Source organism: Rhodococcus sp. AW25M09, from assembly GCF_000333955.1.
Taxonomy (GTDB): domain Bacteria; phylum Actinomycetota; class Actinomycetes; order Mycobacteriales; family Mycobacteriaceae; genus Rhodococcoides.
In genome coordinates this window covers 1-16,718 of record NZ_CAPS01000080.1, presented here as the reverse complement: position 1 = coordinate 16,718, position 16,718 = coordinate 1, and the positions used below count along the sequence as shown (strand labels likewise).

Annotated in this window: 12 protein-coding genes; 9 read left to right on the top strand and 3 right to left on the bottom strand. The window is 64.7% G+C overall.

What is annotated here, in order from left to right; genetic code table 11:
* Window positions 1–124 precede the first annotated feature (124 nt).
* The 3 genes from cobN (at window position 125) to RHODMAR_RS15900 (ending at window position 4,641) form a co-directional block, all read left to right on the top strand.
* Window positions 125–3,730, top strand: a complete 3,606-nt coding sequence (gene cobN / locus RHODMAR_RS15910) for a cobaltochelatase subunit CobN (RefSeq protein ID WP_008716285.1) — start codon at window positions 125–127, stop codon at window positions 3,728–3,730.
* An 18-nt stretch (window positions 3,731–3,748) separates the two neighbouring features.
* Window positions 3,749–4,129: a PPOX class F420-dependent oxidoreductase gene (locus RHODMAR_RS15905; RefSeq protein WP_008716283.1), complete on the top strand. Its 381-nt coding sequence runs from the start codon at window positions 3,749–3,751 to the stop codon at window positions 4,127–4,129.
* Window positions 4,130–4,215: 86 nt separating this feature from the next.
* Complete coding sequence (locus RHODMAR_RS15900; protein ID WP_008716281.1) at window positions 4,216–4,641, top strand: VOC family protein; 426 nt, start codon at window positions 4,216–4,218, stop codon at window positions 4,639–4,641.
* Window positions 4,642–4,653: 12 nt separating this feature from the next.
* Here RHODMAR_RS15900 and RHODMAR_RS15895 read toward each other — a convergent pair whose 3' ends face one another.
* Genes RHODMAR_RS15895 through RHODMAR_RS15885 form a run of 3 tightly spaced genes read right to left on the bottom strand, consistent with a single transcriptional unit; the run spans window position 4,654 to window position 8,319 of the window.
* On the bottom strand, window positions 4,654–6,018 hold the full coding sequence (locus RHODMAR_RS15895; RefSeq protein WP_008716280.1) for a metallopeptidase TldD-related protein: 1,365 nt from the start codon (window positions 6,016–6,018) through the stop codon (window positions 4,654–4,656).
* The gene (locus RHODMAR_RS15890) at window positions 6,015–7,541 is read right to left on the bottom strand and encodes a TldD/PmbA family protein (protein ID WP_008716278.1); all 1,527 of its coding nucleotides are present in this window, start codon (window positions 7,539–7,541) and stop codon (window positions 6,015–6,017) included. The genes RHODMAR_RS15895 and RHODMAR_RS15890 overlap by 4 nt, the downstream gene beginning before the upstream one ends.
* Window positions 7,542–7,551: 10 nt before the next feature.
* The gene (locus RHODMAR_RS15885) at window positions 7,552–8,319 is read right to left on the bottom strand and encodes a TSUP family transporter (RefSeq protein WP_008716277.1); all 768 of its coding nucleotides are present in this window, start codon (window positions 8,317–8,319) and stop codon (window positions 7,552–7,554) included.
* A 17-nt stretch (window positions 8,320–8,336) separates the two neighbouring features.
* Here RHODMAR_RS15885 and RHODMAR_RS15880 point away from each other — a divergent pair, with 17 nt between their 5' ends.
* From RHODMAR_RS15880 to RHODMAR_RS15855, 6 genes are all read left to right on the top strand, one after another.
* A complete protein-coding gene (locus tag RHODMAR_RS15880) occupies window positions 8,337–9,500 on the top strand; it encodes a sensor histidine kinase (RefSeq protein ID WP_008716276.1) in 1,164 nt (387 codons plus the stop codon).
* 16 nt (window positions 9,501–9,516) lie between these two features.
* On the top strand, window positions 9,517–10,173 hold the full coding sequence (locus RHODMAR_RS15875) for a response regulator (RefSeq protein ID WP_008716274.1): 657 nt from the start codon (window positions 9,517–9,519) through the stop codon (window positions 10,171–10,173).
* A gap of 82 nt (window positions 10,174–10,255) precedes the next feature.
* Entirely contained in the window at window positions 10,256–10,792 is a 537-nt protein-coding gene (locus RHODMAR_RS15870; protein ID WP_008716270.1) for an FxsA family protein, read from the top strand.
* 17 nt (window positions 10,793–10,809) lie between these two features.
* Entirely contained in the window at window positions 10,810–12,405 is a 1,596-nt protein-coding gene (locus RHODMAR_RS15865; RefSeq protein WP_008716269.1) for an amidohydrolase, read from the top strand.
* Window positions 12,395–13,984: an apolipoprotein N-acyltransferase gene (gene lnt / locus RHODMAR_RS15860; RefSeq protein ID WP_008716266.1), complete on the top strand. Its 1,590-nt coding sequence runs from the start codon at window positions 12,395–12,397 to the stop codon at window positions 13,982–13,984. Before RHODMAR_RS15865 ends, lnt begins: the two co-directional genes overlap by 11 nt.
* Window positions 13,985–14,657: 673 nt before the next feature.
* Window positions 14,658–16,718: condensation domain-containing protein (locus RHODMAR_RS15855; protein ID WP_008716264.1), on the top strand; the 2,061-nt coding region annotated here is incomplete at its 3' end.

Here is a 16,718-nt window from a genome sequence, read left to right as displayed (position 1 = left end):
CGCGCCACTGTGACGCCCCTGACATCCTTCGGGACGGGGCTGGAGTCAGACCCTCTCGCCCACGAGCCGAAGAGAAGATTCACCGATTTCAGGGGCGCGAAAACCCCCGAGGAGGGCGTCACCCGTGTTCTTGTTGCTGTCCACGTCGGACACCGATCTGCTCAGCGCTCGCGCCAGTGGAGCCGATTACACCTGGGGCAACCCTTCCCGCTTACTCGCCGAGGACATTCCGGCGATGGCTGCATCGGCCGCGTTGATCATCGTGCGCATTCTTGGTTCGCGACGGTCGTGGGAGTCGGGTCTCGACGCGGTCCTCGCGACCGGACTGCCCGTCGTCGTTCTCGGCGGTGAGCAGGCGCCCGACGCGGACCTGATGGAGATCTCGACGGTTCCCGCGAACGTTGCCGCCCAAGCCCACAACTATCTCGCCGAGGGCGGCTCGGACAACCTGCGTCAGCTCTACAACTTCCTCTCCGACACCGTATTGCTGACCGGGCACGGTTTCGACGCTCCGAGGCACCTCCCGACCTGGGGACTCCTCGAGCGGAACTCCACGCCTCATCCCGACGGACCGACGGTCGCGATCCTGTACTACCGCGCCCAGCATCTGGCCGGCAACACCACCTACATCGATGCCCTCGCCGCCGCGGTGGAGAACGCCGGTGCCACCGCGCTTCCGATCTACTGCGCGTCGCTTCGTACGGCGGAAGCCGACCTGCTCGAGACCTTGAAGTCGGCGGACGCGTTGATCGTGACCGTTCTGGCTGCAGGAGGCACCAAACCCGCAGGAGCATCGGCCGGCGGTGACGACGAGTCCTGGAACGTCGCCGAACTCGCCGCCCTCGATGTGCCCATTCTCCAGGGTCTGTGTCTGACGAGTTCTCGCGCGACGTGGTCGGAGAACGACGACGGCCTGTCGCCGCTGGACGTCGCAACTCAGGTCGCGGTGCCCGAGTTCGACGGCCGTCTCATCACGGTCCCGTTCTCGTTCAAGGAAATCGACGACGACGGCTTGACCACGTACGTGCCGGATCACGAGCGCGCCGCTCGGGTGGCAGGAATCGCCGTCCGACACGCGCGGCTGCGGCACATACCGGCCGCCGATCGCCGCATCGCGTTGATGTTCTCCGCCTATCCCACCAAGCATGCGCGGATCGGCAACGCCGTCGGCCTCGACACTCCGGCCAGCGCAATCGCATTGATGTCGGACATGCGCGATGCCGGCTACGACCTCGGACCGCTCGAGGGCCCGGATTCGGTGCCGGGCCTTGCTGCGCGCGACGGTGATGCACTCATCCATGCGCTGATCGCCCGCGGCGGCCAGGATCCCAACTGGCTCACCGACGCCCAGCTCGAGGGCAATCCCATTCGCATCTCGGCGGCGCAGTACGGCCGCTGGTTCGAGCAACTGCCCGCCGATCTGCGAGACGGGGTGGTCGAGCATTGGGGACCGGCACCGGGAGATCTCTACGTCGATCGATCGGCCGATCCGAACGGTGAGATCGTCATCGCCGCCATGCAATTCGGCAACGTCGTCATCATGGTGCAGCCGCCGCGCGGGTTCGGCGAGAAGCCCGTGGCGATCTACCACGACCCCGATCTGCCACCGAGTCATCATTACCTTGCGGCCTACCGGTGGATTTCGGCCACCCAGCACGACGGCGGTTTCGGTGCGGACGCAATGGTCCATCTGGGTAAGCACGGCAACCTGGAATGGTTGCCTGGCAAGACACTCGGCATGTCCGCCTCCTGCGGAACAGATGCGGCGCTGGGCGATCTGCCCCTGATCTATCCGTTCCTCGTCAACGATCCGGGGGAGGGCACACAGGCCAAGCGTCGAGCGCACGCCACTCTCGTCGATCACCTCATTCCTCCGATGGCGCGCGCGGAGAGCTACGGAGACATCTCCCGGCTCGAGCAGCTGCTCGACGAGCACGCGAACATCTCGACGCTCGATCCAGCCAAGCTGCCCGCGATTCGCCAGCAGATCTGGACGCTGATGACCGCCGCGCAGATGCACAAGGATCTCGGGCTCGAGGAACGCCCCGACGAGGAAGTCTTCGACGACATGCTGCTCAATGTCGACGGGTGGCTGTGCGAGATCAAGGACGTACAGATTCGCGACGGACTGCACATCCTGGGCCAGGAGCCCGTCGGAGATGCCGAGGTCGAACTCGTGTTGGCGATGCTGCGGGCCCGGCAGATGTGGGGTGGCGAACAGACCGTTCCCGGTCTGCGCGAAGCCCTCGGCCTCAGCGAGGACGGTGACGAGGAGCGCACGCGCGTCGACGCTGTCGAAGCGGTGGCCCACGGACTGGTCGCGGACATGCAGGCAACCCAGTGGGACCCGAACCAAGCCGCGCGGGTCGCGGGCGAGCACGGTGAGACCGTTGCGCGGATTCTCGAATTCGCTGCCGCCGAGGTGGTGCCGAGGTTGCGGGGCACCTCGCGCGAGATCGAGCAGGTGCTGCACGCGCTGGACGGCGGGTTCATCGCGGCCGGCCCGAGTGGATCGCCGCTGCGCGGACTGATCAACGTGTTGCCCACCGGACGCAACTTCTATTCGGTCGACCCCAAGGCCGTACCGTCCAAACTGGCATGGGAGACCGGGCAGGCGATGGCGGAGTCGCTGCTCGCTCGCTACCGGCAGGATCACGGTGAGTGGCCGAAGTCCGTCGGATTGTCGGTGTGGGGCACGTCGGCGATGCGGACCTCCGGCGACGACATCGCCGAGGTCTTCGCGTTGCTGGGTGTCTCGCCTGTGTGGGACGAAGCCTCGCGCCGCGTCACCCGGCTCGAGGTGATCGATCTCGTCGAACTCGGCCGTCCTCGTATCGATGTGACAGTCCGGATCAGCGGCTTCTTCCGCGACGCGTTCCCTCATGTGCTGGCGCTGCTCGACGACGCAGTGCGCATGGTCGCCGGATTGGACGAGGATCCCGATGAGAACTACGTCCGTGCACACGCCCAGGCGGACCTGGCCGAGCACGGAGACGAAAGACGCTCCACAACCCGCATTTTCGGCTCGAAGCCGGGTACCTACGGCGCCGGGCTGCTCCAGTTGATCGACAGCAAGACCTGGCGCAGCGACGACGATCTGGCGCAGGTCTACACCACGTGGGGCGGCTTCGCGTACGGACGCGGGCTCGACGGAATACCCGCTTCGGACGACATGCGCACCGCCTACAAGCGGATCGCCGTGGCCGCCAAGAACACCGACACGCGCGAGCACGACATCGCTGATTCCGACGACTACTTCCAGTACCACGGCGGCATGGTTGCGACCGTGCGCGCGTTGACCGGGAAGTCGCCCGAGGCGTACATCGGTGACAGCACGCGTCCGGAATCGGTCCGCACCCGCACACTGTCGGAGGAAACCGCGCGGGTGTTCCGCGCTCGAGTGGTGAATCCACGATGGCTCGAGGCCATGCGTCGACATGGATACAAGGGTGCATTCGAGATGGCCGCGACCGTGGATTACCTCTTCGGCTACGACGCCACCACGAATGTCGTGCAGGACTGGATGTACGAGAAACTGGCCGAGACCTACGTGCTCGACGAGCAGAACCAGAAGTTCATGCAGGCGTCCAATCCCTGGGCACTGCACGGCATTGCCGAACGACTTCTCGAAGCGGCGGAGCGACAGATGTGGGCCGAGCCGAACCAGCAGGTTCTCGACGGATTGCGCCAGATCTATTTGGAGACCGAAGGCGAGCTCGAAGGTGAGTAGCGACGTAGTCTGACGGGTATGGTCGCCACCTTCGAAGACATTGCACAGGGCAAGTACGTACTGCTGACGACGTTCAAGAAGGACGGCACCGCCGTACCGACCCCGCTGTGGGGCGCTCTGGACGGTGAGCAACTGCTCATGTGGACCGTTGCCGATTCGTGGAAGGTCAAACGGATTCGGCGCAACCCGACAGTGACGATCGCGCCGTGCGACATGCGGGGCAATCCCCAGGGTGAGGCAGTCGACGCCGCTGCACGGATTCTCGATGCAGCCGGAACCGACAAGGCGCGTGCCGCTGTCGCATCGAAGTACGGAATCCTGGGTTGGCTCACAGTCAAAGGCAGTGTGCTCCGGCGCGGCAAGAGCGGATCGGTCGGGTTGGCCATCACCGCGGCCTGAGGCGGTCGAATCGGCACCATCGCTCGTATGCGCTGCTCCGAATACTTCGTAAGGCAGCTTCCCCTGCTGCCGGAATGGAGCATCACGTGCCGATTGCAGTGACCGACTACAACCATGTTCGCCTCACCGTCAGCGACATCGACCGATCCCGGTCGTTCTACGACTCGGTGTTCGGTTTCGACGTCGCCTACGCCTGGGACCCCGCTGCCGACGAGGAGACCAAGAAGGCACTGTGGTTCCTGTTCGGTGGCGTCATCTACAAGTTCGGCGGAGGACTGCTCGGCCTACGGCCGGTCGCACCCAGCGATGACACCTTCGGTGAAGACCGTTGCGGGCTCGATCACCTCAGCTTCACCGTGGATACACGAGCCGCGCTCGAGGATGCAGTGAAGACTCTGGACGAGTTGGGCATCGCACACGAGGGCATCAAGGATGCCGGTCCGGGAATGTCCATCGTCGAATTCCGCGACCCGGACAACATCGCCCTCGAGCTCACCGGACCCGACAAGTAGTTCGGGCCGACGCTACTGGGCTGCGCTGACCGAGGACATGTGAAAATCGGGAATGCGCAGCGGTGGCATCGCCGTGCGAGTGAACCAGTCCTTCCACTCGCGCGGCAGTGTCGCCTCCGTCGCACCCGCCTCGGTGACGCGGCGCAACAGATCCAGCGGGCTTTCGTTGAAGCGAAAGTTGTTCACTGCACCTGTGATCCGCCCGTTCTCGATGGCGTACACCCCATCCCTGGTCAATCCGGTGAGCAACAGCGAGCTCGGATCGACCTCTCGGATGTACCACAGCGTCGTCAGCAGCAGCCCACGCTCGGTCTCGGCCACCATCGCGTCCAGATGGGTATCCGCGCCGCCCGTCATGATCAGGTTCTCTCCCGGCACCGCGACAGGGGCTCCGAACCTCGCTGCCGAAGCGCGCGGATAGGACAGTGCGGCAACCGATCCATCGCGCATCCAGTCGACACGGTCGATTTCCATGCCGTTGTCGAACACCGACACCGCGTCGCTGGACGATCCGGCAACCACGAACGGGGCGTACTCGAGACCGGCCGCCTGCGGATCGGAGTACAGCGTGAGTGGTAGATCGGTCAGCTTCTCGCCTACTCGCGTTCCGCCGGCACGCGAGAGAGCGGTGCGGCCTTCCTGAGCTCCGCGACCTTCCATGGTCCACATCAGGTAGATCATCAGATCGGCCACGGCCGAGGGCGGCAACACGGTCTCGTAGCGACCGGCCGGCAACTCGACGGTGTTCTGCGCCCAGCCGAGCCGGGTGGACAGCTCGGCCAGCATCGCCTGGGCCGAGACATCCTGGAAGTCGGTGGTTCCGGTGCCGACCCACGCGCTCGCCCCGGATCGCTTGCCGTTGATCTCGATCGAACCGGTCGGCTGCGTGAACGTACGACGCAGACCGGTCGACGTTCCGAGCCAGACGTTGTCGACCCGATGCTGCGCGAACCCGTACAGCCTGTCGCGGCCGTCGAATCCGACGTTCAACTCCGTTGCGAGCGAGCCGAACACGGCGATCGACGTGTGTTGCGCAGGATGGTCCCAGTTCTCGGGAACGGCCGAATTCTCAGGCAGCAAAGGCATCGCGTCGGCGGCGGGCTCGGCCGATCGCGCCGCCGCTTCGCTCGCTCGTACGACTGCCTCGATGTCCTCGGGGTGGACACTGGTCGACGACACGGTGCCCACTCTGGCGGTATCGGCACCACGCACGATCGATACCACCTCCCAGCGCCGTGACGTCGCAATTCCGTTGGTGGTCATCGAGTTACCGGCCCACCGAAGCGTCGCGTCGCTGGAGTCGGTGACGACGACGATCGTGTCGTCGACGCTCGAGCACGCGAGAGCGCGTTCTACCAGCGTTTGTGCGGCAATCATCGACCTGCCTCCGATCGGGTGTTGAGGACGTCGACGCCGCGGAACAGCGCTACCGGACAGCCGTGGCTGACAGCGGCCACCTGACCGGGCTGCGCCTTGCCGCAGTTGAAGGCACCGCCGAGTCGCCAGGTGGAGGGTCCGCCCAGCAGATCCATCGCGCCCCAGAATTCGGTGGTCGTGGCCTGATACGCAACATCGCGCACCTGGCCGTCGAGCACGCCGTTGCGAATGCGATAGAACCGTTGGCCGGTGAACTGGAAGTTGTAGCGCTGCATGTCGATCGACCAGGATTTGTCGCCGACGACGTAGATCCCGTCCTCGACCGCCCCGATGACGTCGGCGGTGCTTCTGTCGGTGTCGGGGTCGGGTTGCAACGACACGTTCGCCATGCGCTGGATCGGAACGTGATGTGGAGAATCCGCGTACGAACACCCGTTGGAGCGATCCAGCCCGAGCCTGGGGGCGAACACCCGATCGAGTTGGTAGCCGACCAGTGTCCCGTCGCGGACCAGGTCCCATTTCTGCGACGCCACTCCGTCGTCGTCGTAGCCGATGCTGGCCAGTCCGTTCACTTCTGTCCGGTCGGCGGTGACATGCATGATGGGCGATCCGTACCGCAACGTCCCGAGCTGATCCGGGGTTGCGAAAGAGGTACCCGCATACGCGGCCTCGTAACCGATGGCGCGATCGTATTCGGTTGCGTGCCCGATAGATTCGTGAATGGTCAGCCACAGGTTGGTCGGGTCGATGACGAGATCGGTCGGTCCGGCCACCACGGACGGCGCCTTGACCTTCTCCGCCAGCCATTCGGGGATCCTGGCCAGCTCGTCGGCCCAATCCCAGGTGCTGTTCTCACCGAGATATTCCCAGCCACGTCCGACCGGAGGTGCGAGTGTCCGCATGGTCTCGAACGCACCGACGGATCGGTCCACGGTGGTCGCCTCGAACTGTGGGTGCAGCCGCACCCGCTGCTGAGTGATGGTGCTCCCGGCCAGATCGGCGTAGAACGACTGCTCTTTGATCTGCAGAACCGAGGCAGTGACGTGGTCGACGCCGTCCGATGCGGCAAGGCGAGAGGAAAACTCCGCCAGCAGCCCCACCTTGTCTGCGGTGGGCACCTCGAACGGATCGACGTCGTAGTGCGAGACCCATGTCGCATCGGAATAGACCGGCTCGGGGGCGAGTTCGACGCGTTCGCGATTGAGGGCCCGCAATGCCATGGCCACCTCGACAGCGCTCCGGGCTGTCGTTGCAGCTGCATCGATGCCGAGTTCGGCGTGCGAGGCGAAACCCCAGGTGCCGTCGACCACCACGCGCACAGCGAGACCGATCTCACCGGCATCGACGGCGGATTGAACCGAGCCGTCGCGTAGCGAGATCGACTGGGTCGTCAAGCGCTGTACCCGCACATCGGCATGGGACGCCCCTGCCGATCGGGCTGCGCTCAGGGCGGCGTCCGCGAGGGCCCGCAGGGGGAGGGCGAGGAAGTCGGCGTCGACCGACCGATCCGATTGTCTCGTCACAAGGCTGACGCTAGCCGAACTGCTGCCATCCGAGCCGCACGACCATCCCGACCACGACGACGAGCAGGACAATTCTGACGAACCCGGCACCTTTGGCTACTGCTGTTCTCGAGCCCAGGACGGCACCGATGACGTTGCACGCCGCCATGGCCGCTCCGAGTTGCCAATAGACGCTTCCGGTGACCGCGAAAAATGCGAGGGCACCCAGGTTGGATCCGACGTTGATCACCTTCGCCATCGCGGCACTTCGCACGAATTCCGTCCCGAGCATCGTGGCGAACACGATGATGAGAAACGTACCTGTGCCGGGCCCGAGGATGCCGTCGTAGAAACCGATCCCCGCGGCCGCGAGACCGATGACGATCACAATCTTGCGATGCGTCGGGGGCGTTGGGGCCGCGGTCACGCCGATGGTCGGACGGAACGTCACCAGCAGTGCCACGCCGACGAGCACGAACATGATGATGGGGATGAACAGCTCGCGATCGATCAGCGACACTGCCGCAGCTCCGGCGGCCGAGGCCACCGCAGCGACGGCACCGGCCGGAATCAACACTCTCCAGTTCAGCGGGACCTTCCGCGCGAAGGTCACCACCGCCGCGACGGTGCCGAAGATCGCAGTCGCCTTGTTCGTCGCCAACGCTGCCTGCGGAGTCAGTTGAGGTGCCACGAGCAGGATGACGGGCAGCAGGATGAGGCCGCCTCCGCCGACCACGGCATCGACCCAGCCGGCTGCCGTCGCGGCCACCATCAGCAGTCCCCAGTCCGCGGCAGTCATGCGGCAAACTCAATCACATGCGTCGTTTCAGCCTGTGGCTACGTGGCCAACCCTTCGTGGCCGATGCCCTTCTGGCAGCGGGACTGTTCGTCATCGAAATGTTGGTCTTCGCCAGCTCGGTCGACGGACTGAACGGGCCGTTGTTCCTGGTATTCGCGGTCGTACTGTCGGTTCCCATAGCGTGGCGGCGTCGACTTCCTCGGTCGATCGCGGCGCTCGCTCTCGTGGCCACGGGCGCGTGCGACATTGCCGGCACGATGGCGGGTGATGCTTTCAACGGTCACCCGGCAACGCTCGGTCTTCCGATCATGCTGTACACGTTGGTCGCATACGAGGGCCGAGTTCAGGGTGCGGTCTATGCCGTTGCACTCGCCGCGTATTCCGTTGCGTCCATGCTGCTGTTCGACCAGCCGATCGTCACGACATTGTTGTTCAGCGCGCTTCTCTACGCGCTGTCTTGGCTCGCGGCGGAGTTTCTCGGTGCCCGACGGGCGTACGACGAGGCGACGCAGGCTCGACTGGTCGTGGCCGAGTACGACCGAGACCGCCGCGCCGAAGAGGCCGTGATCGCCGAGCGCACGCGAATTGCCCGTGAGCTGCACGATGTGATAGCCCACAGTGTCAGTGTCATGGTGGTTCAGGCCGACGGAGCCTCGTACGCCATTCGGCGAAATCCGGAACGCGCGGAGCAGGCCGTTGCCAACATCTCCACGACCGGTCGGCTGGCGCTCGCCGAGTTGCGTCGAACCGTTGCGCTGCTTCGCACCTCCCCGGATTCTGATGACATGCCGCTCTACGGAACGGCCGGACTCGCTCGTGTCGTCGAGATGATGGGCCGCGCTGGACTGAACGTCGAGCTCGAACAGACCGGAAACCTCGACGACATCAGCCCCGCGATCAGCCTGGGCGTGCACCGGTTGGTCCAGGAGTCCCTGACCAACGTTCTCCGCCATGCCGGACACGCTCCCCGCGCCGTCGTCAAAGTGGTCCGCGAAGAACAGACGGTCACGGTCGAGATATCCGACAACGGCACCGGCGCGGCAGCACCGACGTCGGCAGAGGGCGGCGGTCACGGACTGCTCGGGATGCGTGAGCGAGTGGCCGTGCTGCACGGCACGCTGCATGCGGGTCGTACCCGACACGGCAATTGGCTCGTGCGGGCAACTCTGCCGATCGAGTGAGGGTTAGGTTGGGTCGGTGCTGATCACCGTTGTCGTCGTGGACGACCAGGAACTCATGCGCATGGGATTGAACATGGTGCTCGAGGCCCAGGACGACATCGAGGTGGTGGGGGAGGCGTCCGACGGTGCCGGGGCCATCGAGGCCGTGGCCAGGCTGGCACCGGACGTGGTGCTGATGGACGTCCGCATGCCCGGCGTCGACGGCGTGACGGCCACTCGCACCATCACCGAATCCGGCTCCGACGCGCGAGTTCTGGTGATGACGACCTTCGATCTCGACGAGCACGTCCTCGGCGCACTTCGCGCAGGTGCCAGCGGATTTCTGCTCAAGGACACTCCACCCGAGGACTTGGTCTCCGCTATTCGTAGTGTGGCCGCAGGTGATGCCGTCGTCTCACCGAAGGTCACCAAGCGGCTGCTCTCGCGTTTCGTCGCTCATACCGTCTCGACCACCGATGCGTCGGTTCTCGACACACTCACCGGACGTGAACGGGAGGTGCTGATGCACTTGGCTACCGGCATGTCCAACGCCGAGATCGCGTCCGTGCTGCATTTGTCCGAGGCGACCGTCAAGACACACGTCGGACGGATTCTGACCAAGCTGAACGTGCGCGACCGAGTACAGGCTGTTGTGCTGGCGTACGAGACCGGCCTCGTACGACCCGGTTCTTAGAGAATTTCCCGGCAAACAGGGCACTTCGGGAGCAATTCCGAAGCCCCGAGCGTTGTACCGGTGAAGCGAAGAAAGGACCGTCATGCTTGCTCTGTTCGTACTTTATGTCGTGATCGAGGTCGCGGCACTGGTCGCCGTGGGAAGCGCTCTCGGTGTGTTGTGGACCGTGGTGCTGCTGATCGGCGGATCCCTGATCGGATCACTGCTGGTGCGCTCGCAAGGTAGACGCGTTCTGGACGGCCTGCGAAGTGCTTCGCGGGGCGAGCGACCGGCCGGCGGCGCGGTGGCCGACGGTGCTCTGTTCGCCGCAGGCTCGGTCGCGATGTTCGTACCGGGTTTGGTGACCACCGTGATCGGGTTGCTGCTGTTGATCCCGCCGACCCGGTGGCTGCTGCGCCCGGCCGTGATGTGGGCGGCGGCACGCTGGCTGCCGCAGGTTGCGACCGCGACACGCCGCATGCGCCCCACCGTCATCGACGGCGAGGTCGTCGACGATCGAGCCGACGGCAGCGGTAGCGTCCCGAACACGTCCCGTTCCGTACCGATTCTCGAAGGCCAGGTGATCGAAGCCGATCGGTTCGATCACGTGAGCGGGGATTTCCGGAAGCCGCACCGGTAGGGGCACACTGGTCGTTCGTGACCACCGAATTGTTCTGCGGCGGACGAATCTACAGTCCGATGGCCTCCGATGCCACCGCCATGGCCGTGACCGATGGAATCGTCAGTTGGATCGGTGAGGATCGCACCGGCCGGGCGCTTCATCCCGGAGTACCCATCACCGACCTCGCGGGTTCCTTCGTCGCACCGGCATTCGTGGACACGCACGTGCACGTCACCGATCTGGGGCTGTCGATGATCGGATTGGACCTGTCCCATTGCAGATCTCTCCACGACTGCCTGCGCTCGCTCACCGACTACGCGTCCTCCTCCTCGGACTCGCTCGTCTGGGGACACGGCTGGGATGAATCCGAGTGGCCCGAACAGCGCTCACCGACGACGGCGGACCTCGACGCGGCAGCTTCCGGTCGACCCGTGTATCTCACTCGTGTCGATTCGCATTCGGCTGCCGTCTCGACTCCGCTTCGAGCGGCCGCGTCGGGCATCGAGGCCACTTCGGGATTCTCGGCGCAATCTCCGCTCACCGCAGCGGCACATCACCTCGCGCGGCTGACGGCTCGGTCGATGATCACCGCCGACACTCGAGCCCGGGCCCGATCGGCAGCACTGGACCGTGCTGCTGCGCAGGGGATCGTGGCCGTTCACGAGTGCGCGGGTCCGATCGTGTCGGGCGTCGACGACTTTCGTGAACTGATGGCAACCGAGCACGGAGTCGAAGTACGCGGCTACTGGGGTGAACTGGTCGACACGGCCGAGCAGGCGCACCGGGTGCTCGCACACACCGGTGCCCACGGGTTGGCCGGTGACATCTTCGTCGACGGGTCACTGGGATCGCACACCGCGTGGTTGTCCTCGCCCTATGCGGACGGCCCCGGATCGGGAGTGTCCTACGAGGACGTCGACGCGATCACTGCGCACATCTCGGCCTGCACCACAGCGGGAGTGCAAGCCGGCTTTCACGTCATCGGCGACGCCGCGGTCACAGCCGCCGTCACCGCCTTCGCACGAGTCGTGGCCGAGCTCGGGGCACCCGCCGTCGCCGCCCGCGGGCACCGGCTCGAGCATCTGACCATGGTGACACCGGAGCAGTCCGATCTCTTGGCCTCGTGGGGCGTGATCGCCAGCGTGCAACCGATGTTCGACGCATTGTGGGGCGGTTCGGACGGGCTGTACGCAGCGCGGCTCGGGACCGAACGCGCCGCCTCCCTCCATCCGTTCGCGCGGTTGGCCTCGGCCGGAGTATCGCTGGCCTTCGGTTCGGACGCACCGGTGACTCGCCTCGATCCATGGTCGACGACGAGAGCCGCCGTGAACCACCACACACCGGGAAGTGCCGTCTCGCCTCGAGCCGCGTTCTCGGCCGCGACCCGCGGTGCGTGGCGGGCAGGGGGAGTCCGTGACGGATTGGCCGGCACGCTGGTGCCGGGAGCGCCGGCCTCCTTCGCGGTCTGGGACGTCGACGAACTCGTCGTACGGGCGCCCAAGGACAGCGTCCAACGGTGGTCGACCGATCCGCGCGCGGGGGTGTCACCGCTGCCCAGCCTCGACGCGTCGTCCGAGAGTCCGCAGTGCTCGATGACCGTGCATCGTGGGCAGGTCATCCATGAGCAGTGAGGGCGATTCGACGACAGCACCGGCACTCTCACGCGGTACCAGGCTGCGCACGGCAGCGCTGTCGACCATCGCCTCGGTCGGGGCCGGTGCATTGATATTCGCCAGCTTCCCTCCTCGAACGCTGTGGTTCCTCGCACCGCTGGGCATTGCTCTGCTTGCGCTGGTACTGACCGGCGTCGGCGGGCGAACGTCGGTGTCGTCGAAGGCCGGATTCGGCTACGGGTATGCCGCAGGCCTCGGATTCTTCGTTCCACTTCTCCCCTGGATCGGGGTGTACGTGGGGCCGGTGCCCTGGTTGGCGCTGGCTGCTGCCGAATCCGTCTTCGTGGGGTTGTTCGGCGTGCTCGGTGTGCTCGTCGCACGAAGTGCGTGGTGGCCGCTGTCGATGGCGCTGGTGTGGAGCCTGGCCGAGTGGTTGCGATCGAGTGTTCCCTTCGGAGGCTTCCCCTGGGGCCGATTGGCCTTCGGACAACCCGACGGCTGGCTGCTGCCGTTGGCGAGCATCGGGGGTGCACCGTTGCTCAGTTTCGGGGTCGCCTCGACCGGAACAGGGCTGGCCGCGCTCCTGCTGGTGATCTTGCGCCGAGACGGAATACGGTCGTTCGTCGGTCCCGTCGCTGCGACGACTGCCGCGTCGATCGTGGCGCTGGCTCTGCTTCCCACTCTGCACTCCAACGGCGCAGAGGACGGCGAAAGGACGGTGACCATCGCCGCCGTGCAGGGCAGCGTTCCGCGGCTCGGCCTGGATTTCAACTCACAGCGCCGAGCGGTTCTGGACAATCACGTCAGGGAGACCATGGTGTTGGCCGCCGATGTCGAGGCAGGCAGGCAACCGGCCCCGGATCTGGTCGTGTGGCCCGAGAACGCGTCGGATATCGACCCGCTCAGGAACGCCGACGCTGCGACACTCATCACACAGGCATCGGTAGCCGTGGGTGCGCCGATACTCGTCGGAACGGTATTGGTCAATGCCGATGGCACGAACTCGAATTCCGTCATTGCGTGGAACGGTACCGACGGTCCCGGCGAACGGCACGACAAGAAGATAATTCAACCGTTCGGCGAATACTTGCCCTACCGAAGTTTCTTCCGATTGTTCTCGGAATACGCCGACCGGGCAGGGTACTTCGTCCCCGGAAGCGGAAACGGTGTGGTCGATACCGGCGGAATAGCCGCCGGAATAGCGACATGTTACGAAGTTGCATTCGACCGCGCGCTCGAAGAATCGGTCGAGGCCGGAGCCGAGTTCATCGCGATCCCCACCAACAACGCGACCTTCGGCGACACCGAAATGACGTACCAGCAACTCGCGATGTCCAGAGTACGGGCGGTGGAGCACGGCAGGACGGTCGTGGTGGCCGCTACGAGCGGTGTCAGCGCAATCGTGTCGCCCGACGGCGAGATACTGCAACAGACGCCGCTGTTCACCCCTGACGTGCTGGTGTCGAGTGTCGAACTGCGACGATCACTGACCGTCGCCACGCGGCTCGGCTTCGGATCCGAGCTGGTCCTGTGCCTGGCCGCTGCCGTCGGCCTCGGTGCCGCTCTACTGACAGGGCGACGACGCCTGCGTGCCTGAACATTCGCGAAGTCGGTATTTCTCGCTATATTCGATCGTGGAGTCGGTAATTTCTGACTCGGTTCGGTTTTCACGGAGTGGGGTGTCATTCGTTCGATGGAATAGCGCACGCCCGAGTGGCGCACATGATCCCTCCTGTAACAGGGTGGAAGCGGCAGTCGATGCTTCTTATGACTACTGCACAAAAGACCCGAGCGAATGTTGTATCTTTGTAAGCCGCTGGATGTGTTGGATGCTGGTTTCAGGGTGTGGCTTCAAATGGATGGCGGAGCGTGGAGCGCCGTCCACGAATGGTTTGGGATCGAAGTATCGACGCCGACATTGTGTCCGGGTCGCATACCTGGCCGGGGAGGGGAAGTTCATGTCTCAGACGACGGTAGGTTCAGTTACCGATGCGCGTACATTCGACGGACTCGTAGTTCGGTTCGTACGGTAAAACCAGGGCGCGTCCCCGTTTCAATCCGGTGGACCACGCGTGACGAATCAATAAAGCCCTGCTAAGCATCGAGCGTGTGTGAACCGACACGAACGCAGACCAGAACGGAATCCAGAATTGCTCAATCGCGCGCACAAGCCGCCGCGGCTCGACACTCGAAATCGGACCGAGAGTTCCGAGTCGATGGATCCGACGTCGGCCTTCGCGGCCACGACCGTGTCGCCGAAGGGTAAGTAGATGCGCGCAGCAATTACCGGTGGGTCCCAGACGCCCCCGACCGGCACCGGCTTCGAGAACGGCTTTCCGCTGTCGTCCGCGCAACGGGGCATGTGGTTCGCCCAGCAACTCGCGCCCGATGTAGCGGTCTGCATCGCCCAGTACGTGGATCTGCGAGGCAACCTCGACATAGCCGTGCTGCAAGAAGCTTCGGCACAAGCGGGACACGAGTTCCAGTCCGCCTACCTCCGACTCGCCGAAGTGGACGGCGAAGCCGTTCAGCTGGTCGATCACTCCATCGATCAATCCGTGCACTACCTCGACCTGCGCGACGAGGAAGATCCGATGGCCTCGGCGCTGCGGTGGATCGACCACAACTACGTTCAGCCGGTCGACATGGAGAACGACAACCTCATCGAAAGCTGGATCATCCAGATCGAGGACGACCGGAACCTCTGGTACAGCAAGATCCACCATGTCGCCCTCGACGGCTACGGTGCCATGACCCTCGTCAATCGCACGGCGGCGCTTTACACCGCTGCCGTCGAACACAGCGAACCCGAGCCCAACAAGGCGGCAGAACTTCGCCGACTGTACGAACTCGATCAGGACTACCGAACGTCGACGCGTTTCGAGGCCGACAAGAAGTACTGGATCGACCGCGCCGCGAACATTGCCGACGGTGCATCGTTGTCGAACACGGACGGTCGCACGATCGCCGCCAGCAAGCTGCGGACCGTTGCTCTGCCCGAGGACGTCGTCACCGCGCTCGAAGGATCGGACGCATCCAAAGGCGGCACCGCTGCCGCTGTGTTCATCGCCGCCTTCGGCTGCTATCTCTCCCGAATGACCGGGCGAGACGACGTGCTGGTCAACATTCCGGTGTCCGCTCGCACCACCGCGCTGCTTCGGCGGTCCGGTGGGATGCTCGTCAACGTCGCACCGATTCCGATTCATGTCTCCCAGGACGCCACCGTCGGCCAACTCGTGCAGCAGGTACAGCTCGAGTTGATGGGTGCGCTTCGGCATCAGCGCTTCAGCATCGAAGACATTCGGCGCGAACTGGCGGCCTCGGGGAGTGACAAGCAACTCGCCGGTCCGATGGTCAACATGATGCTGTTTCACCAGCAGATCAAACTAGGTTCGATCGTCGGCGAATTCAATATCGTGACGTCGGGTCCGGTCGAGGACCTGTTGGTCAATGTCTACCAGAGCGGTTCGCCGGCAAAAACTTTCGTCGACTTCAGAGCCAACCCGAACCGCTACGACGACGACGACCTCACGGCACATCACTCCAGTTTCGTCGACATGGCGCACGCGTTCATCGCGGCAGGCCCCGACGTCCCTGTCAACGACGTCCACCCGGACAGCGCCCGCGAGGGCGAACGCCGCCGCCGCGTCGCTGCTCAACTCTCCTACTGGACCGATCGGCTTGCCGATTCCCCGGACCTGCTCGACCTTCCCAGCGACCGACCACGTCCCGCACGTATCGGTCATGTCCGCGCTTCGCACGAGATCACCCTCGGTTCCGAATCCTGGGCCGCTGTCGAGCGGCTGGCGACGCAACGGTCCACGACGCGGTTCGTCGTATTCGAATCCGTTCTGGCCGTGCTCCTTTCGCGGTTGGCGACTACCGACGACATCTCGATCGCTGTGCCCACCGGCAACGGAGAAACCGTAGTTCTGCGGACCAACCCGGACGGACAGCAGTCGTTCGCCGACTTCGTCGATGCGTCCACTGCCGACTTCGACGCAGCCCTCGCTCATGGTGAGGTGTCGTTCGAAGATGTCGTTCGAGGCCTGGGTCTGACCAGATCGGGCTCCTACAGCCCGCTGGCGCAAGTAGCGCTTCGATTCGGTGCCGCCGGCTTGCCGCACGACGGAGTCGAGATGGACCTCGTCGTCACCGTTGACGAATCCGACACGGTCACTGCTGTTTTCGACTACGCCACCGAACTGTTCGATGCCGGAACCATGGCTCAGCTCGGTCGCCGCATCGTGCGAATTCTCGACGCACTCATGGGTGATCCCGGTCTGCTGATCGGTGACGTGGATGTTTTGTCCGCTGCCGAACGCGCTCGA

What these genes read in the sequence shown, in the direction of transcription:
- lnt (WP_008716266.1), top strand. Translation starts at nt 12,395, where the DNA reads ATGAGCAGTGAGGGCGATTCGACGACAGCACCGGCACTCTCACGCGGT.
- RHODMAR_RS15880 (WP_008716276.1), top strand. Translation starts at nt 8,337, where the DNA reads ATGCGTCGTTTCAGCCTGTGGCTACGTGGCCAACCCTTCGTGGCCGAT.
- RHODMAR_RS15870 (WP_008716270.1), top strand. Translation starts at nt 10,256, where the DNA reads ATGCTTGCTCTGTTCGTACTTTATGTCGTGATCGAGGTCGCGGCACTG.
- RHODMAR_RS15895 (WP_008716280.1), bottom strand. Translation starts at nt 6,018, where the DNA reads ATGATTGCCGCACAAACGCTGGTAGAACGCGCTCTCGCGTGCTCGAGC.
- RHODMAR_RS15905 (WP_008716283.1), top strand. Translation starts at nt 3,749, where the DNA reads ATGGTCGCCACCTTCGAAGACATTGCACAGGGCAAGTACGTACTGCTG.
- RHODMAR_RS15885 (WP_008716277.1), bottom strand. Translation starts at nt 8,319, where the DNA reads ATGACTGCCGCGGACTGGGGACTGCTGATGGTGGCCGCGACGGCAGCC.